This window comes from Streptomyces sp. NPDC021622, assembly GCF_040640795.1.
Classification (GTDB): Bacteria; Actinomycetota; Actinomycetes; order Streptomycetales; family Streptomycetaceae; genus Streptomyces.
Genome location: NZ_JBFACK010000035.1, coordinates 1 through 24,165 on the forward strand (window position 1 = coordinate 1; position 24,165 = coordinate 24,165).

15 protein-coding genes are annotated in these 24,165 nt (G+C 70.4%); 8 read left to right on the plus strand and 7 right to left on the minus strand.

Going from position 1 to position 24,165, the window contains the following annotated elements; genetic code table 11:
- From AB0G47_RS40515 to AB0G47_RS40545, 7 genes are all read right to left on the minus strand, one after another.
- A partial coding sequence (locus AB0G47_RS40515; RefSeq protein ID WP_360781023.1) for an amino acid adenylation domain-containing protein occupies positions 1–2,918 on the minus strand: 2,918 nt, incomplete at its 3' end.
- Entirely contained in the window at positions 2,915–8,962 is a 6,048-nt protein-coding gene (locus AB0G47_RS40520; protein ID WP_360781026.1) for an amino acid adenylation domain-containing protein, read from the minus strand. The genes AB0G47_RS40520 and AB0G47_RS40515, both read right to left, overlap by 4 nt.
- Positions 8,963–9,056: 94 nt before the next feature.
- Positions 9,057–10,196, minus strand: a complete 1,140-nt coding sequence (locus AB0G47_RS40525) for an acyl-CoA dehydrogenase family protein (RefSeq protein ID WP_360781029.1) — start codon at positions 10,194–10,196, stop codon at positions 9,057–9,059.
- A gap of 74 nt (positions 10,197–10,270) precedes the next feature.
- Positions 10,271–11,566 carry a cation:proton antiporter gene (locus tag AB0G47_RS40530; RefSeq protein ID WP_360781033.1) on the minus strand — a complete coding sequence of 432 codons (1,296 nt, stop codon included), beginning with the start codon at positions 11,564–11,566 and terminating at the stop codon, positions 10,271–10,273.
- A 12-nt stretch (positions 11,567–11,578) separates the two neighbouring features.
- Positions 11,579–12,934, minus strand: coding sequence for an NAD(P)/FAD-dependent oxidoreductase (locus AB0G47_RS40535; protein ID WP_360781063.1), 1,356 nt, complete (start codon positions 12,932–12,934; stop codon positions 11,579–11,581).
- Positions 12,935–12,959: 25 nt separating this feature from the next.
- On the minus strand, positions 12,960–13,235 hold the full coding sequence (locus tag AB0G47_RS40540) for a phosphopantetheine-binding protein (RefSeq protein ID WP_360781036.1): 276 nt from the start codon (positions 13,233–13,235) through the stop codon (positions 12,960–12,962).
- A 21-nt stretch (positions 13,236–13,256) separates the two neighbouring features.
- Positions 13,257–14,753, minus strand: a complete 1,497-nt coding sequence (locus AB0G47_RS40545; RefSeq protein ID WP_360781039.1) for an amino acid adenylation domain-containing protein — start codon at positions 14,751–14,753, stop codon at positions 13,257–13,259.
- Positions 14,754–15,282: 529 nt separating this feature from the next.
- On the opposite strand from AB0G47_RS40545, the gene AB0G47_RS40550 reads away from it, so the two are divergent.
- The 8 genes from AB0G47_RS40550 to AB0G47_RS40585 form a co-directional block, all read left to right on the plus strand.
- A complete protein-coding gene (locus AB0G47_RS40550) occupies positions 15,283–16,299 on the plus strand; it encodes a helix-turn-helix domain-containing protein (protein ID WP_360781042.1) in 1,017 nt (338 codons plus the stop codon).
- Positions 16,300–16,456: 157 nt separating this feature from the next.
- Positions 16,457–16,666 carry an MbtH family protein gene (locus tag AB0G47_RS40555; RefSeq protein ID WP_360781045.1) on the plus strand — a complete coding sequence of 70 codons (210 nt, stop codon included), beginning with the start codon at positions 16,457–16,459 and terminating at the stop codon, positions 16,664–16,666.
- Entirely contained in the window at positions 16,663–18,039 is a 1,377-nt protein-coding gene (locus tag AB0G47_RS40560) for a PLP-dependent aminotransferase family protein (RefSeq protein WP_360781047.1), read from the plus strand. The genes AB0G47_RS40555 and AB0G47_RS40560 overlap by 4 nt, the downstream gene beginning before the upstream one ends.
- A 27-nt stretch (positions 18,040–18,066) precedes the next feature.
- The gene (gene dpgA, locus AB0G47_RS40565) at positions 18,067–19,221 is read left to right on the plus strand and encodes a 3,5-dihydroxyphenylacetyl-CoA synthase DpgA (protein WP_360781050.1); all 1,155 of its coding nucleotides are present in this window, start codon (positions 18,067–18,069) and stop codon (positions 19,219–19,221) included.
- 32 nt (positions 19,222–19,253) lie between these two features.
- Complete coding sequence (dpgB, locus tag AB0G47_RS40570; protein ID WP_360781052.1) at positions 19,254–19,943, plus strand: enoyl-CoA-hydratase DpgB; 690 nt, start codon at positions 19,254–19,256, stop codon at positions 19,941–19,943.
- Complete coding sequence (gene dpgC, locus AB0G47_RS40575; protein WP_360781054.1) at positions 19,940–21,295, plus strand: (3,5-dihydroxyphenyl)acetyl-CoA 1,2-dioxygenase DpgC; 1,356 nt, start codon at positions 19,940–19,942, stop codon at positions 21,293–21,295. Before dpgB ends, dpgC begins: the two co-directional genes overlap by 4 nt.
- 26 nt (positions 21,296–21,321) lie before the next feature.
- Entirely contained in the window at positions 21,322–22,131 is an 810-nt protein-coding gene (gene dpgD, locus AB0G47_RS40580; protein WP_360781057.1) for an enoyl-CoA-hydratase DpgD, read from the plus strand.
- Positions 22,132–22,213: 82 nt separating this feature from the next.
- Positions 22,214–24,165, plus strand: a 1,952-nt coding sequence (locus AB0G47_RS40585; RefSeq protein ID WP_360781060.1) for a condensation domain-containing protein, incomplete at its 3' end; no start/stop codon positions are given.

Here is a 24,165-nt window from a genome sequence, read left to right on the forward strand (position 1 = left end):
AAGTCGGGGGCGGGCAGCGCCCTGCGGTCGAGCTTCCCGTTGGCGGTCAGCGGCAGCCGGGGCAGGACGAGTACGGCGGCGGGGACCATGTAGTCCGGCAGGGCGGCGGCGAGGGCGGTGCGCAGGGCGGCCGGGTCGAGGCCGGTGCCGGGAGCGGCGGGGACGGCGTAGGCGATCAGGCGTTTGTCGCCGGGGCGGTCCTCCCGCAGCACGGCAACGGCGCGGGTGACACCGTCCTGCCGGGTCAGGACTGCCTCGATCTCACCCAGTTCGATGCGGAAGCCGCGGAGCTTGATCTGGTCGTCGGCGCGGGCGACGAACTCCAGCTGCCCGTCCGGGTGTTGACGGACCAGGTCGCCCGTCCGGTACATGCGCGTGCCGGGTTCGCCGAACGGGGAGGCCACGAACCGTTCCGCTGTCATATCCGGCCGGTTGAAGTAGCCGCGTGCCAGACCGGCCCCGGCGACGTACAGCTCACCCATCACACCCGGCGGGACCAGACACAGGTCCGGGCCCAGCACGTACACCCGCGTATTCGCAATCGGACCACCGATCGAGACGGCGGAGCCGGCAGGCCCCGTGGACTCCGTCTCTTCGCTCGCGCTGCCGCTTTCCCCCTCGAACCGTGCGTACGTCGACCAGATCGTCGACTCCGTCGGCCCGTACAGGTTGACGACCTCGTGTGCCGTGCGCCGCAGGGACCGCAGAAGGTCGTGCGGGAGCGCCTCGCCGCCGACGAGGACGCGCAACTTCCCGAGCACGTCGGGTGATTCGTCGAGGAGCATGCGCCAGTGGGTCGGCGTGGCCTGCATCAGCGTCGGCTCGAAGCGCCCGGCCACGGCGGCGAGCGCCGCCGGGTCGTGGGTGACCTCGGAGGCGACGAGTCCCAGACACGCACCGCTGGTCAGCGGCACGAACATCTCCAGGATCGAGATGTCGAAGCCGACCGTCGTCACCGCGAGCAGGCGGTCGCCCTGCGCGCAGGGAACGGTCCCCCGCATCGCCGTGAGGAAGTTGCGCAGTGCCCGATGGGGGACCGCGACGCCTTTGGGGGTGCCGGTGGAGCCCGAGGTGTAGATGACGTACGCCGGGTGGGCGGGCAGCAGCGGCCCGGTGCGGTCCGCGTCGGTCAGGCGGTCGGCGCCGTGCCCGGCGAGGGCGTCGCGGACGGCGACGTCGTCGAGAACGATCGGCGGCGGCCCTGCGGGCAGTGCGTCCGCGACATCGCTCGTCGTCAGTACGCAGGCCGGTGCCGCGTCGGCGAGGATGTGGCGGATGCGGTCGGCCGGGAAGCCGGGATCGACAGGGACGTACGCCGCACCGGACTTGAGCACGGCGAGGATGGCGACGACCATCTCCACGGACCGCGGGACGGCGAGAGCGACAAGGCGCTCCGGCCCCGCCCCCTGTTCCACGAGAAGGCGCGCCAACCTGTTTGCTCGCTCGTCGAGTTCCCGATAGCTGACCTCAACACCGTTGAAGACGAGGGCGGGTGCCTGCGGGGAACGGGTCGTCTGCTCCTCGAAGAGCTCCGGAAGCAGCGCGCCGGCCACCGGGGTCTGCGTGTCGTTCCACTCGCTGAGGATCCGCTCGCGCTCGACCGGGAGCAGCAGGTCGAGACCGCCCACCCGCAGGTCAGGGGCGTGCGCCAGCTGTTCGAGCACGCGCCTGAGCCGCTCGGCGATCAGGGCGGCCGCCGCGTGGTCGATCAGCCCCGGCTGGTGGTCCAGGCGCAGGTGGGTGGTCGTGGCGCCCGGGATCACGAAGAGGGCCAGCGGATAGTGCGTGGCATCAAAGGTGCCGACATCCGTCACCCGGACATCGCCGTAGGGGGTAGAGAGCGCCGACCGGTCCAGCGGGTAGTTCTCGAAGACCACGATGGAGTCGAACAGCGTCCCGACGCCCGCCACTCGATGGATGTCGGTCAGTCCCAGGTGCCGGTGGTCGATGAGACGCGACTGCTCCTCCTGCAGCCGCCGCAGCATCCGGGCCACCGGCTCGTCGGGCCGTAGCCGGGCCCGCACCGGCACGGTGTTGATGAACAGTCCGACCATGCTCCCCACGTCGGGAATCTCCGGTGGACGGCCCGACACGGTGGCGCCGAACACCACGTCGTCGCGGCCGGTCAACTGGCCGAGCAGCAGGCTCCAAGCGCCCTGCACCAGCGTGTTCACCGTGACACCGTGGTGCCGTGCCGCGGCGGAGAGGGCCGCCGTGAGCCCCTCGTCGAGCTCAACGTGGGCCCGGCCGGGCACGGTCAGCGACCGCTCCGCCGCGTCCGGGGCAATCAGCGTGGGCTCTTCGACTCCGGCCAGGGCCAGTGTCCACGCCTTGAGGGCGGCCGCCCGGTCCTGCCCTTGCAGCCACTCCAGGTACCTGCGGTACGGGGGAGCCGGGGGCATCCCCGCGTCGTCGCCGCCCCGCGCGTACAGCGTCAGGAGCTCGGTCATCACCAACGGCATCGACCAGCCGTCCAACAGGATGTGATGGTTGGTCAGGACGAGGCGGTGGCGGTCCGTGCCGAGCCGGATCAGCAGCAGCCGCAGCAGCGGTGGCCGTGCCAGGTTGAACGGGCGGCCGCGGTCGTCATCGAGGAGGCGTGCCAGCTCCGTGTCCCGCTCGGCATCCGTGTAGTCCGTCAAGTCGACGTCTCTCACGGGGAGTTCGACCGTCCGGGCGATCGCCTGGACCGGTTTGCTCACGCCCTCGTGCAGAAACGCCGCGCGCAGACTCGGGTGGCGGCGCAGCAGGGTCTGACCGGCGGCCCGCAGCGCCGCCACGTCCACCGGGCCCTCCAGATCGACCGTCAGCTGAACCGTGTACACATCGGCAGCCCGTTGGTCGTAGAGGGCGTGGAAGACCAGTCCTTCCTGCAACGGTGTGAGCGGCAGGACATCCTCTACGCGCGACTGCGTCATTCCGTGGCACCCCATTCGATGTTGAGCATGGCTTCCAGCTGATCGATCTCGCCCTGGTCAAGCGCCACCAGCGGGAGGTCGGAGGGCGTGCGGCCGCCCGCGTCGGGCTGCTCGGCGTGTGCCACGAGACCCTTGAGCGCCGAGAACCAGGCTTCGGCGAGCTCCCGGACGTCGGCCTGCGAAAGCCATCCCTGCGGCCACGCCCAGGTGGCGCTGAGTTCCAGGCCGCCTGTCGGCTCGCGGGTGACGGCGTTGATCTCCAGACCGTGCGCCACCGGCATTCCGGGGCCGTCGCCGCCGCCGTCCGGTGCGTCGGCCGCGACCGCGAGTCCGTCCCGCGCGATCGCCCAGTCCGCGTCCCGGTCCGTCGCGAAACGCCCCAGGTAGTTGAAGGCGATCTGCGGGACCGGCCGCCGGGCGAGCACCGGCGCGGTCTCCGGGTTGAGATGGCGCAGCAGGCCGTAGCCGATGCCGTTGCCGGGCACGGCGCGCAGTTGCTCCTTGACCTGCTTGATGGCGTGCCCCGCCGCCGGGCCGCCCGCACACACCTCGGTCCAGTCGGCGGGGCCGGGGTCGAGGCGCACCGGGAACAGGCTGGTGAACCAGCCCACGGTGCGCGACAGATCGGCGCCCGGTGCCGCTTGTTCCTCGCGGCCGTGCCCTTCGAGGTCGAGCAGGACGGCGCTCTTCGCGGTCTGGGAGCCCTGGCCGCGACCGTCGCGCCAGTGGCCCACCGCCAGGGCGAGCGCGGTCAGAAGCACGTCGTTGACCCGGCCGTGGAAGGTGGCGGGCACGCTGGTCAGGAGCGGCTCCGTGTACCGCGAGGGCAGGGTCAGGGTCAGCTGGTGCAGGCCGGCCGTGGTGTCCCTGGCCGGATCGAGTGGACGGTCGCCGAGCGGCGGGTCGGCCGCGTCGAGGATCTCGGACCACACCGGGAGCTCGGCCACCCGCGCGGGATCCCCCGCCGACTCCGTCAACCGGTCCGCCCAGCTTCTGAACGAGGTGCCCACGGGGGGCAGTTGGGCATCATGTCCGGCTTCGACGGCCGTCCACGCGGCGGCCAGATCCGGCAGCAGGATCCGCCAGGACACCCCGTCCACCACCAGGTGGTGCAGGACCAGCAGCAGCCGGCCCGGCTGCTCGGGCCCCGCGTCGAACCACACCGCCCGCACCATCGCACCGTCCGCGGGGGCCAGCGCCCCGGCGGCCGCGGTCGACTCCTCGGCCATCACGGCACGTACGGCGGCCTCGTCGAGACCGGCGACATCGACGCGCCGGACACACCCGGCGGCCGCGACCGCACCCGGTGGCAGCACTTCCAGGAGCCACCCGCCCGCCCCCGGCGTTACCGGCCTGCCGCCCTCCACAACCCGCATCCGCAGCGCGTCATGGTGATCGAGGACCGCCTGCAGGGCCAGGGTGAGCTGGTGGGCGCGGAGCGCGGACGGGACCCGGACGGTCACCGACTGGTTGAACGAGTCGTTGGTGGTGCCCCGTTCGTTCAGCCACCGGATGATCGGCGTCGGCCGCACCGGACCCACACCGGAGCCCTCGGCCTCCGCGGCGCTTCCGCCGGTGCCTTCCAGGGTCCGGGCCACCGCGGCCAGTGCCTCGACGGTGCGCTGTGCGAACACCTCACTGGGCGAGAAGCCGAGTCCGGCCCGGCGGGCCCTGGTCACCAGCTGGAAGGCGATGATGCTGTCGCCGCCCAGGTCGAAGAACGAGTCGTCGATCCCGACCTGCTGGAGCCCGAGTGCCTCGGCGAACAGGCCGCACAGGAGCTCTTCGCGTGGCGTGCGTGGGCCGCGCGACGACACCGGAGCCGAGAGGTCGGGCCGGGGCAGTGCCTTGCGGTCCAGCTTTCCGTTCGGCGTCAGCGGCAGCGCGTCGAGGACGTGCACCACCGGAACCATGAAGTCCGGCAGCCGCTCCGCGGCGAAGCGGCGCAGGGAGGCGGCGATCACGCCCGGACTGCGCGCCGCCGCAGGGTCGTTGGCGAAGTCGGTCGGCGGTGCTCCGCCCTCCGGGTCCGGGGCGAACACCCCGACCGGAACTGCGGCATGCGTGCCGTCGGGCCCGGGGCCGAACTCCGGGTGGGCCAAGACGTCGACCAGGACGGCGTCGAGACCGCCTTCGTCGTCCCTGGCCGACCAGGTCACCGCCGCCCAATAGCCGGCCTCCGCCGCCAGGCCGTGCAGCTCCTCCGGGTCCACCGAACCGGTGGGCCATACACCCGACAGCGCGCGCCGCGCGTCCTCGACGGATCCGCCGTCGCCCAGGATGCGGGCCGCGCCGAACTCCTGCGCCACCCGCGCGTTGGGGATGCCCACCACTCGCAGCCGCGGGGGACGCGAGGCCAGCACCTCGGCCAGCGCGCCGGGGCTCTCGACGTCCGGCCCCCAGCGGAGCCGGGGCACATCGCTCAGATCCGTCACAGCCGGGCCCACGGCACGGGCAGCCGTCTTGCGGATGACGACGTCGTACCGGTACCGGCTCAGCTCGTTGAGGGAGCGGCCCTGCTTGATCCGGACGTCGACCCCCGCGACGTCGTCGGCCCCGGCGGCGAAGTCGGCGAAGAACTCCGGAGCCACCAGGAGTTCCTTCTCCAGGAGCATGCCTCGCTCGACGGCGCCCAGCACTGTCCGCGCGTCGGCCGCCGGCTCGGCACGTCCCAGCTCTATGCCGGTGTGCATGCCGCGCAGCAGCCGTACGTCGCGTACGTCGCCGAGGAAGACGGCGCCGCCGGGAGCGAGCGCACTCAGCGCCTGCCGCAGCACCCGCCGCAGATACCCGAGGTCCGGGAAGTACTGGGCCACCGAGTTGATCACGACCGTGTCGAAGACCCCGGACGCGATGTCCGCGTCCGCGTCCGCGTCCGTGTCCGTGTCCGCGGCCCGGCAGCGCAGCTCCACGCGGTCCGCGAGCCCGGCAGCCGCCACCTGGTTCCGCAACCGGGCGATCACCGGGGCGGACAAGTCCGTCCCCAGGTACGTCTCGCACTGCGGCGCAAGCCGGGACAGCAGCAGTCCGCTGCCCACTCCGATCTCCCAGATCCGTCGCGGTCGCAGCGACGCGATCCGCGCGACCGTGGCGTCGCGCCACTCGCGCATCTCCTCCAGCGGGATCGGATCACCGTCGTAACTGCTGTTCCAGCCCGAGAAGTCCTCGCCGAACGGGGCCGCCGTATCCGCGTACAACGCGTCGTAGACGCCCCGCCAGGCGTCGACCTGCTCCCGCGCGGCCCGGTCCGCATCGGCCGCGCCCGCGCCGCCGTCGGGCACCGCGTACGCCACCAGACGCCGGTCACCGGGACGGTCCTCGCGGGACACCACGGCGACTTGGGCCACGCCCTCGTGCCGGCGCAGCACGGACTCGATCTCGCCCAACTCGATCCGGAAGCCCCGGATCTTCACCTGGTCGTCGGCGCGCCCCATGAACTCCAGGCCGCCGTCGGCTCGCCACCGGACCAGGTCACCCGTCCGGTACATGCGGGCGCCGGGTGCCCCGAACGGGCAGGCCACGAAGCGCTGGGCGGTCAGGCCGGGGCGGCGGACATAGCCACGGGCCAGACCGGCGCCCCCGATGTGCAGCTCACCCACCACACCCGGCGGGACCGGCTGCATACAGCTGTCCAGGACGTACGTGTCGAGGTCGTCGATGCCCTGCCCGATGCGGCTGCTCTCCGCGGCGGCAGCCGACTCGCGGGTCAGGCCGAGCTCGGTGACGTGCACGGTGGTTTCCGTGATGCCGTACATGTTGACCAGCTCCGGCGACCGGTCCGGGTGCCGGGCGTACCAGTCGTCGAGGCGGCTCAGGTCGAGCCCCTCGCCGCCGAAGATCACATACCGCAGGGCAAGACCGTCGCCGGTGCCGGGAGCGTCCTGGTCGGCCTGCATGAGCTGGTAGAACGCCGACGGTGTCTGGTTGAGCACCGTGATCCGCTCGGCCGCCAGGAAGGCCAGGAAGTCGGCGGGCGAGCGGCTCACGTCTGCCGGGACGATCACCAGGCGACCGCCGTGGCGCAGCGCCCCCCACAATTCCCATACGGAGAAGTCGAACGCGTAGGAGTGGAACAGCGGCCACACGTCCCGCTCGGTGAACCCGAACCGCCGGTCCGTGGCCGTGAACAGCCGCACCACGTTCTGGTGCGGGACCGCGACGCCCTTGGGCGTGCCCGTGGATCCCGAGGTGTAGATGATGTAGGCGGGGTGGTCGGGGCGCAGCGGGTGGGTCCGCTCGGCATCGGTGAGGTCCCCGGCGTCGTATCCGGCCAGCTCAGCGACGGTGTCCGGCGCGTCCAGGATGAGCCGGTCGGGAGCGTCCGGCAGGTCCGCCGCCACCGCGGCGGTGGTGATCACACAGGCGGGTGCCGCGTCGGAGAGCACGAAGCGGAGACGCTCGGCGGGGTAGTCGGGGTCGATGGGGACGTACGCCGCACCGGACTTGAGCACGGCGAGGATCGCCACGACCAGGTCGGCCGACCTGGGCAGGGCCAGCGCGATGTGCTGCTCGGGCCCGGCGCCTCGGGCGACGAGGGCCCGCGCGAGGCGGTTGGCGCGGACGTCGAGCGTGCCGTAGCTCAGCCGCTGCTCGGCGCAGACGACCGCCGTGGCCGAGGGGTCACGAGCCACCTGGCGTGCGAAGACCTCCGGAAGGACCGTCGGTGGGTCCGACGCCGCGCGTCCGGACGACGCCGCGAGGACGGCACGGTGTTCCTCGGGCCCGAGCATGCGTGCCTCGCTCACCCTGAGGTCGGGATCGGCCGTCAACTCCTGGAAGAACAGCGGGAAACAACGCTGGTACGTCGCTGTCTCCTCGGCGGTGTACAGGGCGGGATGGGCGTCGAAGTCGACCCACAGCGGCTGGCCGTTCCCCCGGTCGTACACGGTGACGGCGAGGTCCTCGACATGCCCGTTGGTGAGGTTGTGGCCGGTCACCTCGTTGCCGCCGAGCCGCAGGTCGTAGTCGAAGAGCATCAAGTTCACACGCGGGCCCATCAGCGGGCTCTGCGGCCCCTCGCCCGCGCCGACCCCGAAGTCGCGCTGCAGGTCCTCGTAGCGGTACCGCTGGTGGCGCAGGGCGTCCCTGATCTCGCGGGACGCCTCGCGGGCGAGGGCGCGCAGGGTCATCTCCGGCGTCACCCGCAGCCGCAGCGGCACCACGTTCGAGACCATGCCGGGCAGGGGCCGTACGGCCTCGGTCGTGCGGGCCGTCACGGGCAGGCCGAGGACGATGTCCCGGGCCCCGGTCAGCCGGTGCAGATAGGCGGCCGTGACGGCCACGACGACCGACGGCAGCGCGCGTCCGGTGGCCCGCTGCAGGGTGGTCCGGTCGGTGGCGGTCAGCTCCGACGAGGCCCGCAGGACGCCCTGTGAGGCATCTTGGCGGCCCGCGGCGAGGGTCACCGGCTCGGGGCGGTCGGCCAGCTTGGCCTGCCAGAACTCCCTGTCCCGTGCGAACTGTCGGGAGGAGCGGTAGCGGGCGTCGTCCTCGATGAGAGTGTGCAGTGAGCCGGCCGGTACGGCGTCGGCGGAGGGCCGGCCGGTGGTGTCCCCGCTCAACTCCGCGTACACGGCGGCGATGCGCTGACCCAGCAGCGAGCCGGTGGTGCCGTCCGCGGCGATGTGATGGAGCCGGTGATACCAGAAGAACCGCTGCTCGCTCAGCTTGAGCAGGGCCACGGTGAACAGGGGAGCCCGTGCCAGATCCGTGGGCCGTGCCGTCTCCTCGCGCATCCACGCCCGGGCGGCCTCCTCGGGCGAGGTGCGATCGGTCAGATCGACGAGGGGGACCGGCAACTCGACGTCGTCGTGCAGGATCTGGCACACGCCATGGTCGTGCTCGACGACGGACACCCGCACTGCCTCGAACTCCTGGAAGACGTGCCGCACGGCGGTCCGGAACCGCTCGGCGTCGACCGGCCCCGCCACGTCGAAGTACTCGCCGATCGTGTAGCGGCGCCGTGTCGGATCGAGCTGGTGGGCGACCCAGATGCCGTGCTGGGCGGCGGTCAGGGGGAGGCAATCGCGGTGGCGGCTGTCCATCGTCGTCCTCTTGTTCAGAAGAGATAGAGATAGGGGAAGGAGCCATCGGGCAGGAGCACGGGATCCGCGCGTCGCGGTCGGCGTCCGGCCCCGGTCACAGGCCGAGGCCGCGGGCGATGAGCTCGCGCTGGATGTCGGTGGTGCCGGAGAAGATGACCGCGGGGACCGCGTCGCGCAGATCGACCTCCACGCCGGTCTCCCGCAGATAGCCGGATCCGCCGAACAGCTGAATGGCATCGAGGCTGTTGGCGACGGCCGCGTCCGAGACCGCCACCTTGGCGAGCGCGATCGCCCCGTTGTCCGTGCGCCCCTGGGACAGCAGCCACGCGGCGTGGTACTGGAGCAGCCGAGCCCCTTCGAGGCGCTGTTTCATCCCCGCGATCCGATGGGACACGGCCTGGTAGGAGCCGATGGCCTTGCCGAACTGGCGCCGCTCGGAAGCATGTTGGACGCACAGCCGCAACTGCCGGTTCATCATGCCGAGATAGCCGGCGAACAGACAGGACCGCTCCCACGCCATCGAATGCGTGAAGACCGCACTGCCCTGGCCCTCGTGGCCGAGCAGCAGACGCACGGGGACCGAGACGCCGTCGAAACGGACACGCGCCGCGGGGCAGCTCGACAGGCCCATCTTGTCGAAGGTCTCACCGACCTGGACGCCGGGCAGCTCACGCGGCACGGCGAAGGCGCTGATCCCCAGATAGCCGCCGCCCGGATCGGTCACCGCGTAGGTGACGAACACATCGGCCGCGGGCGCGTTGCTGGCGAAGGACTTCTCGCCGTGCAGGACGTAGCGGTCGCCGTCGCGCTCCGCCGTCACGCTCAGCGTGCCGAGGTCCGAGCCCGCGCCGTCCTCGGTCATGGCATTGGCGGCGATGAGCGCGCCCGAGGCGAGCCCGGGCAGCAGTTCGGCGCGGGCCGCCTCGCCGCCGAAGTCACGGATCGGCACGCCGCAGGCCAGCAGGTGCGCGCTGACGGCGAAGACCAGGCCGGTGTCGGAGCAGCCCTCGCCGAACGACTCCAGGCTCAGGGCGGTGTCGAGGGCGTCCAGGTCACCGCCGCCGTACTCGCCTGGGAGACAGAGCCCGGTCAGTCCGAGGCCGGCGGCGGCCGACCACCGCTCGCGGTCGTAGGGGCGCTCCGCACCCGGTGGACGTTCGGTGGTGCCTTCGGCCAGCGCGGTCAGCAGTTCCTCATGCCGCTTGCGCTGGCGTTCCGTCAGGTCAAAGTCCATGGTGCGCAAACTCCTCGTCGGACAGGCGGGAACGGGTACGGGGGTGGCCCGTGCGGCAGGAGCCGGGGATGGGGTCAGCGGCCTTCGGCCGGCACGGCGCCGGGGGAGTGCACGGGATCGTCCGCGCGCCGCAGACGCTCGTCGTAGATGCGGCTGAAGAGCGGTGCCGTCATCGCTGTCGTGATCACCGCCATCAGAATCATGATGGTGGTGAGCTGCTGGTCGAGGACACCGGCCGAGACTCCGGCCTGGATGACGACCAGTTCGGTCAGGCCGCGGCAGTTCATCAGCACGCCGAAGGCGGCGGAACGCCGGCCGTCCATTCCGGCCAGGCGTGCGCCACCGGCCGCTCCGAGGAACTTGGCGCCGCACGCGACCACCATCACCAGAACCAACTGGCCGAGTCCCGAGAGCCCGATGCCGGAGACGTCGACGCTCAGACCGGTGGTGACGAAGAAGACGGGCAGGAACAGCCTGCCGGTCTGCTCGATGTGGAGCGGCGCCTCGGGGGCGGCGGCCTGGACCGCATCCCGTGGCATGGCCGCACCGAACGCGAACGCGCCGAAGATCGGGTGGAAGCCGAGCCGGGTGGTGACCCAGGCCGACAGGAGCAGCCCCACCAGGATGAGGAGCAGGGGTGCGGCACCCGTGGAGCGCTTCTTGGCGACCGTCGCCAGCGCCTTGCCGAGCAGTGGCCGGACCACCAGGGCGAGCGCCGTGACGAACAGCACGAGCCCGACGGCCCGCAACGCCATGTCCGACCAGCTGCCGCCCACCGCGAGCAGGATCACGACGGTGAGCAGTGCCCATGCGACGACGTCGGTCACGGCCGCGCATGTCGTCGTGAAGCTGCCGAGCCTGCCCCGCTGGAGCTTGAAGTCAGTGAGGATCCGGGCGAGTACGGGAAAGGCCGTGATGGACAGGGCCACGCCGATGAACAGGACGAAGGCCGTCCGCCCCACCCCGTCCGCGACGGCGTCGTGGTGCAGGGGATACAGCAGGAATCCCACGCCGACGCCTGCGGCGAGCGGCAGCAGCAGCGAACCGGCCGCCGCCGTCGCCACGGCGGCGCGGGTCTTGCGCAGATGCCGCAGGTCGATCTCGTACCCCACGACGAACATGAAGAGCACGAGGCCGACATTGCCGAGCACGGCAAGGATCGGCCGCTCGGCACCAGGGAAGAGCGTCTCGGTGAGATGGCCGGGGAGCAGCCCGAGCAGGGAGGGGCCAAGGGCGATCCCCGCGACGATCTCACCGATGACGGGTGGCTGGCCCAGACGTCGGGCGAGCCCCGCGAACAGTCCTGCGGCGGTGACCACCACGGCAATGTCCAGAAGGACAACGGCGGTGGTCGCATCGGATGCGGACATGGTGACGGCGCGTCAGAACTTGGGTGCCGCGCTGGGTGCGCGCAGCGTGCCGAGGTAGGGGTGCCACAGGTGGGTGGGGTCGTTCTCCACGACCTCCACGATCTCCCGCATCGCGGCGAGGGCCTTGGGCTCCTCGTCCTCGTAGAACGAGCCCTGGAGCATCTTCAGGACGTCGAGGCGGTAGCGCGGGTCCTGGACGAACGCGGTGAACAGGATGTTGAGCCGGTAGTAGATGGAGATGAACTCGTACCAGCGCCGCACGCCGCCGCGCATGAGCCGTTCGTACGTCGCGAAGCTGTCCTTGCCGAAGTCGCCCTCGCGGTGCGCTTCGATGATGTCCTGGCAGGCGATGCGGGCGCCGTTCATGGCGATGCTGACGCCGCTGGAGAAGATCGGGTCGACGAACCGGGCGGCGTCGCCGATCATGACGAACCGGTCGCCGCAGATCTGCTGCATCGCGTAGCTGTAGTCGCCCTCGGACTTGAAGGGCTTGACGCGCTTGCTCTGCTTGAGCGCTTCCAGGAGGTCGGGACGGGTTGCGATGGTGTCCCAGAAGAACTTCTCACGGTCCGCCTTCGCCTCGGCGAAGCGGCTCTTCTGCGTGACGACGCCGATGCTGGTGACGGTCTCACTGATCGGGATCTGCCACACCCAGCTGTCCTCCAGCGGGAGGAAGTGGATGAAGATGAAGTCCGCCTGCCCGTCCCGTCCCGCCAGTTCCTGGCGGTCGAGATTCTCGAACCAGGTGTGCGTCGCGTACTGGTTGAAGACCGGGTCGGAGTCCTTGAGCTTGAGCTGCCGGCCGAGCAGTGTCTGACGCCCCGAGGCGTCGACCACGAGCCGGCTGCGGAAGTCGACCTCGCGGCCGCCCATCCTGCCGACCACTCGCACCGCTTCGGGGTCGTCGAAGTCGAGCTTCAGGACGCGCACGCCGGTGAAGACCTTGGCGCCCTGGGTCTCGGCGTGCTTGAGCAGGATGGAGTCGAACTTGGCGCGGTCGACGTGGAAGGTGTAGTCGCGGTCGACGCCGTCCTGGTCGCGCTCGCTGAACAGGACCTCGGCGGTGCGGAAGTCGACATTGCTGCCGCCGGGGTTGACGAAGCCGTTGTGCGGGACGTTGCGGGACTCGGCCGAGGTCCAGGCCGCTCCGTACTTCCGCGGGAAACCGGCCTCCTCGATCTTCTCCATGGCGCCTATCTCGTGCAGGACGGGCGTCGTGGCGGGCACGAGGGACTCGCCCACGTGCGGCCGCGGAAACGTCTCGCTCTCGAAGACCGCCACCGAGAGGCCAGCCTGCGCCAGGTAGGAGGCCGCGGTGGAACCCGCGGGGCCGCCGCCGACGATGACGACGTCGAAGTCCATGTCCATCTCTGTCACACTCCTGATCAGGGGGTTATCGAGGGGTGCTGTCGGCAGGAGCGCTCAGCTCGAGGACCATCTCCGCGATGCTGCGTACGTTCTTGAGGTTGCGGCTGTTGATCCGGTCCGGCGGCACCGGGGCCCCCAGCTCGTCCCGCAGGTGCATGAGCAGAATGGCGGTGTTCATGGAATTCAGGACGCCCCACTCGAGCAGCGGCGACTCGACGTCCAGTTCCGAACGGGGGTCTCCGTCAAGGAACTTGTCCCTGAGAAAGGTCAGGATCCGGGCTTCTGTGCGTTCGTCGGGCATGGCTTCTCCTTCTTGAGAGGCTCAGGGCGTGACAGGGAGGGACACCGTGTGCGGGCCTTCCACCCGGCGGGCGAGCGCGCGCCGGTCGACCTTTCCGTTGTCGGTGTACGGCAGGGCCGGGGTGGCGCGGAGCTCGTCGCAGATCATGTAAGGGGGCAGCCGCCGGGAGCAGTGCCGTTTGACGGAGAGCACAGTCGGGTGCTCGCCGGGTGCCGGCACCACGTACGCGACGAGCCGCGCTTCGAGGCCGGTGCCGGACATCACCACGGCGACCGCGTCCACGGCGGGGTGCGTGCCGATCACGGCCTCCACCTCGCCGAGTTCGACGCGGTTGCCGCGGATCTTCACCATGTGGTCGCGGCGGCCGAGGAAGTCGAGGGCTCCGTCCGGGCGCGGCCGGACGATGTCGCCGGTACGGTACGCGCCGTCCTGCGCGGGCTGTCCCCAGTAGCCCCGCATCACGGTGGGGCCGTCGACGACGAGTTCGCCCTCCTCGCCGGGGCCCGCGGTCGTGCCGTCAGGGCGCTCGACCCGGAGGGTGTCACCGCTCGCGGCACGCCCGATGGGCACGGGGGCGTCGCGGGTGAGGTCGGCCGGGCCGACCTCGTGGAAGGCGCAGACGTTCGTCTCCGTGGGCCCGTACAGATTGAGCAGCCGGGCCGGTGTCCAGGAGGCGAGCGCGCGCAACGGGGCGACGGGGAACGGCTCGCCCGCGAAGAGAACGGCCCGCAGCCGGGCCGGAGCCGACTGGTCCAGGAGTCCGCCGTCGCGCATCATCAGCGTCAGCGCGGTCGGTACGGAGTACCAGACGCTGATGTCGCGGGAGCACAGGAAGTCGACGAGCCGCGAGGGGTCGTAGGCGAGGTCGGACGGCACGAGATGGACCGAGGCTCCGGCCGCGAACGCGGCGTACAGGTCGAGGACGGAGAGGTCGAAGGCGAACGGGGCGTGGTTGGCGAACCGGTCCTCGGGGGTGGGCGCCAGCTCCCTGACCGCCCAGTCCACGAAGGCGCGGGCGTTGCCGTGGGTGACGCAGACTCCCTTGGGCGTGCCGGTGGAGCCCGAGGTGTAGAGGATGTAGGCGAGGTTGTCGGGGGAGACGGGCGCCGGGTCGCGCAGCCGGGGGCCGGTCAGCGGGGCGGTGATGTCGAGCCACGGGGTGCCCGTTCCGGCGAGGGCCGCCAGTTCCCCGGCGCGTGGGCCGTCGACGCAGACGGCGCGGGGGGCACAGCCGTCGAGCAGCAGGGACACGCGTTCGGCGGGCGTCGTGGCGTTCACCGGGACGTAGGCGGCGCCGAGCCGGAGGACGGCCTGCAGGGCGATGACCGTCTCGGGTGACTTGTCGGCCCAGACCAGGACGCGGTCGCCGCTGCGCACGCCCTTCTCGCGGAGCTGGAGTGCCATCCGGTCCGCGCCCGCGTCGAGCGCGGCGTAGCTCAGCTCGCCGAGCGGCCCCTGGACGGCGAGCCGTTCGGGATGGCGGGCGGCCGCCTCGATGACCAGTTCCTGCAAGTTCATGTGTGCGGCCCTCTCCGGCCCAGGTGAGACTGCGGACGCAATGATTCGCCATTCAATTAAGATTTCGGCCGCGGGTGAGCCCAGTCCGGCGAACTGAAATCCGCTGGGTACCGGAGGATGAATGGGTGTCCGGCAGGCGAAGCCCGATGGGCACGAAATCAGGCCAGTGCGGCCAGTGAATGTCTCGTATGGAATGGCTGCGGTGGACCCCCGTTCGCGCTTGCCGTGACACAGCATTACCGCGGCTCGATGGAGGGTCTTGTACAAACGCGACACCCTGGCCCGTGGAGCGGCCGGGCAACTCGCCGTCGGTCGAGAGGGTTTGGATGTGATATCGGCTCGGCGTTCCGATGTCGCGGCCGCTCCGACCAGCAGGGAATTATTTTTAGGGTGGCGCCGGTTGGACACTCGGGGACACCCTTCATAATCATGGCAATGCCTGTGCTGATGGGGGCCTTGTCCGCATCGTGCGTTAGGTGTTGTTTGTGGAGTTCACGAACGCAACGGGGGGAGACGTATGTGTAACGGATTGCTGGAGAAGTCGCTGACGAAGGGTTCGCTCGACGGAACTCCGGCACCGGCCCTGCGCGGGCTCGTGTTGGGATATAGAGCTTTCCGGTTCGGGGAGCGAATACCGAGGCGGTGGCTGGTCGCGCCGGACGGCGTCGTCAAGGTGATCCTCGGCTTCGGCGGCCCACTGCGCCTCACCGATGCCGTGGTCGAGGAGCCGGCCGTCTGTGCCACGTCGATAGTGAGTGGTATCGGCGCCACCGCGACCGTGGGGGAGCCCCTGGGGCCGGTGTGCGGCGTCACCCTCATGCTGACTCCGGTCGCCGCCTACCGCCTGCTCGGTGTGCCCAAGCAGGGCCCCGATGGCCGGAACGTCGATCTGGTCGACCTGTTCGGCCCTCAAGTGGAGCGCCTGATAGGCAAGTTAATGGAGTTCACCGACTGGGGTGCGCGCTTTGCGCTCCTGGACAAGGTGCTCGCCGGACGGCTCCTGGTCGGCCCGGCCTCCGCGCCCGAAGTCATCCAGGCCTGGCGAAAACTGCAGCGCACCGCGGGCCGCACCCCGGTGCGCCAGCTCGCCACAGAGGTCGGCTGGAGCCGCCGTCAGCTCGAGCGGCGGTTCCTCGAACAGGTCGGCCTGCCACCCAAGTCCCTCGCCCAGGTGCTGCGTCTGCAGGAAGCGCTGCGTCAGCGAGCCGGCGGCCTCGCCTGGGCCGAGGCTGCCGCCGTGGCCGGATATCACGACCAGTCGCACTTTGCCCGAAGTTTCAAGGCGATGGTCGGCTGTACCCCGAGCAGCTTCTTCGAAACCCACCAGGCCGGAATTGGCCGAGACGGACCGCTCGAACTCCTTCCCCAGAAGGAAACGAGCAAAGCTGCTCCCCGTCGAGATTCCGCAGGTGTCGCGTTTGTACAAGACCCGTCAGGCGGTCGCGGCGATGCTATGAAACGGCAGACAACAGGAAGCTTTCCGCGCAGCTCGCTTTCGATGCGGAGCCGCCTCAATCCCGCAGGGCCGACATCGCGCACGACATAAGGTTGTCGATTCGTGAGCGGCGGCATCACAAAAGCCGCCGATTGAGGCACGCCGAGAACTCGTCGGCGCTATCCACCGGCACTGCCGCTTTCCATCGTTGAGTACCTCAGAGGTAATCGGTCCGCGTGCGTTCATTGCGCGTGGCGAAGGGAGAGTCATGGCCAATCCATTTGACGACGAGGACGGTCGGTTCTTCGTGCTGCGCAACGACGAGGGGCAGCACTCGCTCTGGCCGGCATTCGCGGAGGTTCCCGCGGGGTGGCTCGTCGTGCACGGCGAGGACAGCAGACGGGCGTGCCTCGACTACGTGGAGAAGAACTGGACCGACATGCGGCCCAACAGCCTGATAGCCGCAATGGGCGAATGAGAAGCCACAGTGCCCAGGCTGTCACACGGCTCGCCCTTGCCGGTCTGCACACCTCACTCGACTCACCCGTCAGCGAGTCGATGAATTTTCTCAACGAGATCGCGCTCCGCTTCCCGGACGCGATCTCGCTCGCGGCCGGCCGGCCGTACGAGGGATTCTTCGACGTCGACGCCGTGTACCGGTACGTGGAGACCTTCCGCGCCCACCTCATGGCCGACACCGGCGACGAGACCCTGGTGAACCGCACGCTCCTGCAGTACGGCCGGACCAAGGGCATCATCCACGAACTGATCGCCGAACACCTGCGGGTGGACGAGGACATCACCGCCGACCCCGAGTCGATCGTGGTCACCGTCGGCTGCCAGGAAGCGCTCTATCTGACACTGCGCGCACTGCGCCGCGACGACCGGGACGCGGTCCTCGCCGTCGTACCCAGCTATGTCGGCGTGCACGGCGCCGCACAACTGGCCGACATGCCGCTGCTCCCCGTCAAGGACGCGGCCGAAGGCATCGACCTGGACGACCTGGCCGCCGTGGTGCGCGACGCCAGGGCGGCGGGCCTGCGCCCACGAGCGCTCTACGTCATCCCGGACTTCGCCAACCCCAGCGGCACCAGCCTCACCGAAGAGACGCGGCGCCGGCTCCTGGACGCCGCCGCCGACCACGCCATCCTCGTCCTCGAGGACAACCCGTACGGAATGTTCGGCCCGGACCCCGGAACCGGTGAGGACACGGGCGCCCCCACCATGAAGGCGCTCGACCGCGCCGGACGGGTGGTCTACCTGGGCTCCTTCGCCAAGACCGGCATCCCGGGAGCCAGGGTCGGCTACGCGGTCGCCGAGCAGCTCGTCGACCGGGGCGGCGACGGCCCCGACGAGACGCTCGCCGACCAACTCGCCAAGATCAAAAGCATGTTGACGGTGAACACCTCGCCCATCTCCCAGGCCGTCATCGGCGGAAAGCTCCTGGAGAACGGCTACAGCCTGCGCTCCGCGAACACCCGCGAGCGCAAGATCTACCAGGACAACCTCGCTCACGTACTCGACGGCCTGGCCGCCCGCTTCCCGGCACACCGCGCACCCCACGTCTCGTGGAACGCACCCGCCGGCGGATTCTTCGTCCTGCTCACCGTGCCGTTCACCGCGGACGACGAGCTCCTTGAACACAGCGCGCGCGAGCACCGGGTCCTGTGGACCCCCGTGCACCACTTCTACGCCGACGCGCGACCGCGCAACCAGATCCGGTTGTCCTTCAGCCATCTGAGCCTCCAGGAGATCGACGACGGCCTCGACCGGCTCGCTGATCTCGTCCACGAACGCACCAAGAAGGTGACCGACGATGACCAGGCAAGGCCAGGCACCACTGCGCAGTAAGCCCCGTATGTGGGGGTGGACCTTCCGATGACCACAAGCCTGCTCCCCACGCGCCCCGGCGCACCCGACCCGGACCGGGCCGGCCAGGCCACGTCCCGACTGCCGGGCATGGCCCGGATCCTCGGGATCGGAACGGCTGTGTCGGACACCTCGTACTCCCAGACGGACGTGCTGGACGCTCTCGACGTCACCGATCCGAAGATCCGCTCCCTTTTCCTCAACAGCGCCATCGAGCGCCGCTACCTCACGCTGCCTCCGCAGGGCAGCGACGGCACCCGCCTGCCCGAAGCCCAGGGCGACCTGCTCGACAAGCACAAGACGCTGGCCGTGGACATGGGCGCACGCGCTCTTCAGGCCTGCCTGAAGGACGCCGGCGCCGATCTGGCCGACGTGCGCTACCTCTGTGTCGTCACCTCGACCGGATTCCTCACCCCCGGGCTGAGCGCCCTTCTCATCCGCGAACTCGGCATGGACCGGCACTGCTCCCGAGTGGACATCGTCGGCATGGGCTGCAACGCGGGACTCAACGCCCTCAACGCCGTGAGCGGCTGGGCCACCGCCCACCCGGGCGAACTCGCCGTCATGGTCTGCGCCGAGGCGTGTTCCGCCGCGTACGCCTTCGACTCGACGATGCGGACCGCCGTCGTCAACAGCCTGTTCGGCGACGGAGCGGCCGCCATCGCCCTCGTCGGCGGCAGCGCCGACCAGGCCGCGGGCGCCGAGCCGGTGCGCGCCCAACAGGCGCCGCGCGTACTGAAGTTCGCGAGCTGCGTCATCACCGACGCCCTCGACGCCATGCGCTACGACTGGGACCGCGAGCAGAACAGGTTCAGCTTCTACCTCGACCCGCACATCCCCTACGTCGTCGGCGCGCACGCGGAACTCGTCACCGACCGCCTCCTCGCCGGAACCGGCCTGCGCCGCAGCGACATCAGCCACTGGCTGGTGCACTCCGGCGGCAAGAAGGTCATCGATGCGGTCATGGTCAACCTCGGCCTGACCCGGCACGACGTGCGGCACACCACCGGCGTCCTGCGGGACTACGGAAATCTCTCCAGCGGCTCGTTCCTCTTCTCCTACGAGCGGCTGCTCGCGGAGGACGTCGTGAACCCTGGCGAGTACGGCGTCCTGATGACCATGGGACCGGGTTCGACGATCGAGACAGCGCTCATCCAGTGGTAATGCCACAGCGAGTAAGAGGGGTCACGAGCAAGGTGTTCACCAACAGCGCGACCGCAGGAATCGACGACGACCTCGCGATCGGGATCGACGGGTCCCAGCCATGGTCACCCGAGACGATCGCCGCACTGGCCGCCGTCTGCGACCGGGCCGAGGACCGCGGCGGCCCCGGCATCGTCACCATCCATGTGTCGGGCGCGCCCGACGACTCCTGGTCCCGCACGATGAGCGTTCCGCTGGTGAACAAGTGGGAACGCGCCCTGCGCCGCCTGGAACGCCTCTCCATGACCACGGTCGCCGTCGCCTCCGGCGACTGCGGCGGCCCCGCCCTGGACGCGCTCCTCGCCACCGACTACCGCATCGCCGAGCCCACCGTGCGCCTCGTCGTCCCCGTGTCCGACGGGGCGACCTGGCCCGGCATGGCCGTGTACCGGCTCTCCCAGCAGGCCGGCGTCGCCCGCGTGCGCCGTGCCGTCCTGTTCGGCATCGCCATCGAGGCCGACGAGGCGCTCGACCTGCACCTGGTGGACCAACTCGCCGACGAACCCCGCACGGTGCTTGCCCAGTCACCGGAACTCCTCGACACCCTGTCGCGACCGGAGCTCGCCATCAGGCGACAGCTGATGTTCGACGCGGCCACCACCAGCTTCGAGGAGGCGCTCGGCTCTCATCTCGCCGCCTGCGACCGCCAGTTGCGGCACTCGGCCGCCGGAGCCTCGTCGTGACGGCGCCCACCGCGCACGCGGACGTCGTACAGGCCTGGCACACGACCGCCGAACCCCTCGCGCTCGCGGAGAAGCAGCTGGCCGCCCTGCCCGAACCCGAACGGCGCACCGCGGCCCAGCGCGAGGCCGCCGACACGGCGAAGGACACCGCCCGCACCCTGCGCGCCCGTTTCCTGGACGCCCACGCCGACGCCGTCTACGACCACCTCACCGAGCAACGCCAGGCCCCCCTGCGCCTCGCGGAACTCGTGGCCGCGGCGGCGCTCGCCTTCCCCGGCCTGGTGCCCACCGATGCCCAGCTCGACCATGAGCGGTCCCTGCCCCAGTCCGGCAAGGAAGGCCATGAGATCGACCAGGGCATCTTCCTCGGCAGGATCCTGCGCTCACCGCTGGCCGGACCCCATCTGCTCGACTCGATGCTCCGGCCCACCCCGCGCGCCCTGGAACTGCTGCCGGAGTTCCTCCGCACCGGACGTGCCGAACTCGGCTCCGTGACCGTCGAGCGGAGTGCGGGAGCCGCCCACCTCACGATGTGCGGGCACGACCGCCTCAACGCCGAGGACAACCAACAGGTCGACGACATGGAGACCGCCGTCGACCTCGCCCTGCTCGACCCGGACGTCCGTGTCGGTGTCCTGCGCGGCGGCGAGATGAGCCACCCCCGCTACCGGGGCAAGCGCGTCTTCAGCGCCGGCATCAACCTCAAGAGCCTGCACGCGGGCGACATCTCTCTCGTCGACTTTCTGCTCCGCCGCGAACTCGGCTATCTCAGCAAGCTCGTACGCGGTATACGCGACGACCAGGCCCCCGCCTGGCAGCCCGGCACCGTCCAGAAGCCGTGGATCGCCGCCGTCGACGCCTTCGCCATCGGCGGCGGGGCCCAACTCCTCTTCCTGTTCGACCACGTGATCGCCGCGTCCGACGCCTACCTCAGCCTCCCGGCTGCGCAGGAAGGCATCGTGCCCGGCGCCGCCAACTTCCGGCTCACCCGCTCCGTCGGCCCGCGCGCCGCCCGCCAGATCATCCTCCAAGGCCGCCGGATCTGGGCGAAGGAACCGGACGCCCGACTCCTGATCGACGAGGTCGCAGACCCGCACGACATCGACGCGGCCATCGAGCGCACCGTGCACCGCCTCAGCGGCCCGGCGGTCGTCCCGAACCGGCGCATGCTCAACCACGCCGAGGAGGCACCCGAGGAATTCCGCAGATACATGGCCGAGTTCGCGCTCCAGCAGGCGTTGCGCCTCTACAGCGAGGACGTCATCGGGAAGGTCGGCCGCTTCCAGGAGGCCAGGGCCCGAGCCACCGAGAACGCGAACGCAGACGGGAACGGCAGGGACAGTCCGCAATGAGACAGACCGCAACGAGACAGACCGCAATGAGTGAGACCGACGACAAGCCGCGCGTGCGATACGAGACGAAGGACCACGTCGCCCACGTCACCCTGGACCGCCCGGACGTGCTCAACGCGATGGATCTGCGGATGCACGAGGAACTCGCCGCGATCTGGGACGACGTGGAGGCGGACGACGACATCCGGGTCGCCGTCCTCACCGGGGCGGGCGACCGGTCCTTCTCCGTGGGTCAGGACCTGCGCGAACGCGCGCGGCTCGGCGAGGAGGGCACCCCGCCCACCACCTTCGGCAGCCGGGGCCAGCCCGGCTGGCCCCGGCTCACCGAACGCTTCACGCTCTCCAAACCGATCCTCGCCCGCGTCAACGGATACGCGCTGGGCGGCGGCTTCGAACTCGCCCTGGCCTGCGACATCGTCGTCGCGTCCGACCAGGCGGTCTTCGCCCTGCCGGAGGTCAGGCTCGGCCTGATCCCCGGTGCGGGCGGCGCCTTCCGGCTGGCCCGTCAACTGCCCCTGAAAGCCGCCATGGGCCACCTGCTCACAGGGCGCCGCCTGAGCGCGACCAAGGCACAGCAGTTCGGCCTGGTCAACGACGTCGTGAGCGCGGCGGACCTCGATGCGTGCGTCGCCGGCTGGACGGACGACCTGGTCCGCGCCGCCCCGCTGTCCGTCAGAGCGATCAAGGAGTCCGTGCTGCGCTCCGTCGACCTCCCCCTCGAGCAGGCCTTCGCGACCCGCTACGTGTGGGAGGAACGCCGCATGCGCAGCACCGACGCCATCGAGGGCCCCCAGGCGTTCGCGGAGAAGCGCGAGCCGGTCTGGCGCGGACGCTGACGCGACCCGACGGTCCGCTCCCCGAACCTCCCTGAATCTCTTCCTGAACCTGCCTGAAGCCCTTCTCGATTTGGAGTGTGAAATGTTGGATCGCCGTGCCGATCGTTTCGACCTCATGGCGGGGCAGCGCGGTATCTGGTACGCCCAGCAGTTGGACCCGGCGAACGCCAACTTCAACGCGGGTGAGTACCTGGAGATCCACGGCGCTCTCGACATCACACTCTTCACCGAGGCGGTGCGCCGCACCGTCGCCGAGGCGCAGACACTCCACCTGAGGTTCTCCGAGGGCAACGACGGCCCCTGCCAGTACCTCGAGCCGACGGCCGCCGAGCCGTCGGCCGACGACGCGCTGCGGATCTTCGACCTCAGCACGGAGGAAGACCCCCACCGCCATGCGGTGAAGTGGATGCGCGCGGACATGGGCAGGCTCCGCGACCTGGGCGCCGAGCCCCTCTTCAGCTACGCCCTGTTCAAGCTCGGGGACGACCGCTTCTACTGGTACCAGGGCTACCACCACATCGCGATCGACGGATTCAGCGCCCGGATGATCGCCGCCCGCGTCGCTCGGATCTACACCGCGCTCGCCGGGGCAAGCCACGAGGAGGGCACCCCTCTCGCGCCGCTCAGCGTCCTCCTGGACGCCGACGCCGCGTACCGCGCGTCCGAGGAGTTCGCGGCGGACCGGGCATTCTGGCTCGACACCCTCGCCGACCGCCCCGAGCCCGCGAGCCTCAGCGGGCAGCGCACCCCGGGCGTGGCACGGGAGTTCCGCCGTGAGGTCCAGGAGATTGCCCCAGTAGACGCCGAGCGCCTCAGGGCGGCGGCCGGCACTCTCGCCACCAGTCTGCCCGGACTCGTGGTCGCGGCGACCGCCCTCTTCCTCAGCCACACCACCGGCGAACAGGACGTCACCGTCGGCCTGCCCGCGCTGGGACGCGCCGCCGGCATCCAGCACGACGTCCCCGCGATGATGTCGAACGTCCTGCCCGTGCGCATGACCGTACGGCCGGGCATGACACTCCAGGAACTCGTGGACCAGAGCTCCGTCCGCGTCTGGGAGGCACTGCGCCACCAGCGCTACCGCTACGAGGACATCCGCCGTGACCTGCGGCTGGCCCACGGTGAGGCGCTCTACTCCCTGTCCGTCAACATCATGCCGTTCGACTACAAGATCGACTTCGGTGGCCTCCCGACCGCCGCCCACAACGTCGCCAACGGCCCGTTCGACGACATGTCCATCGCCGTCTATGACAGGTCCGCGGACGGCAGCATCCAGCTGGCCTTCGACGTCGACCCCGAGCTCTACGAGGAGAGCGCGCACCACGAGAACGCACGACGCTTCCAGCGCATCCTGGACTGGGTCACCACAACCCCCGGACAGGAGCCGGTCGCCCGCGCCGACGCGCTGTCCCCCGAGGAGCGCCACCGGATCCTGGAGGTGTGGAACGACACGGCCCGCCCCGACGTCCGGCCGCGGACCTTCCCGGACCTCTTCGAGGCACGGGTCGGCGCCGCCCCGCAGAACCCCGCCCTCATAGCAGGCGAACTCGTCCTCACCTACGCCGAGTTGAACCAGCGCGCCAACCGTCTCGCACACCGCCTGGTGGCCTTCGGCGTAGGCCCCGAAAGTCTCGTCGCGGTACGGATGCGCCGCTCGCCGGAGTTCGTGATCGCGGCCCTCGCTGTCATGAAGGCCGGCGGCGCCTACCTGCCGGTGGACCCTGACTACCCGGCCGAGCGCGTGCGCTACATGCTCGACGACGCACAGCCGATGTGCGCCCTCATCGCGGGCGGCGTGGACGCCGAGGGCCTCGGCATCCCCCACCTGACGGTCGACGAAGTGACGCTCTCCGATGGCTCCGGCGGCTCCGACACCTCCGGGACCGACCGCGATCTCACGGACGACGACCGGACCACGCCCCTGAGCCCGACCCACCCCGCCTACGTGATTTATACGTCGGGGTCGACGGGGCGGCCGAAGGGTGTGGCGGTGTCGCATGTGGGTGTGGCGAGTTTGTCGGTGGCGCAGGTGGA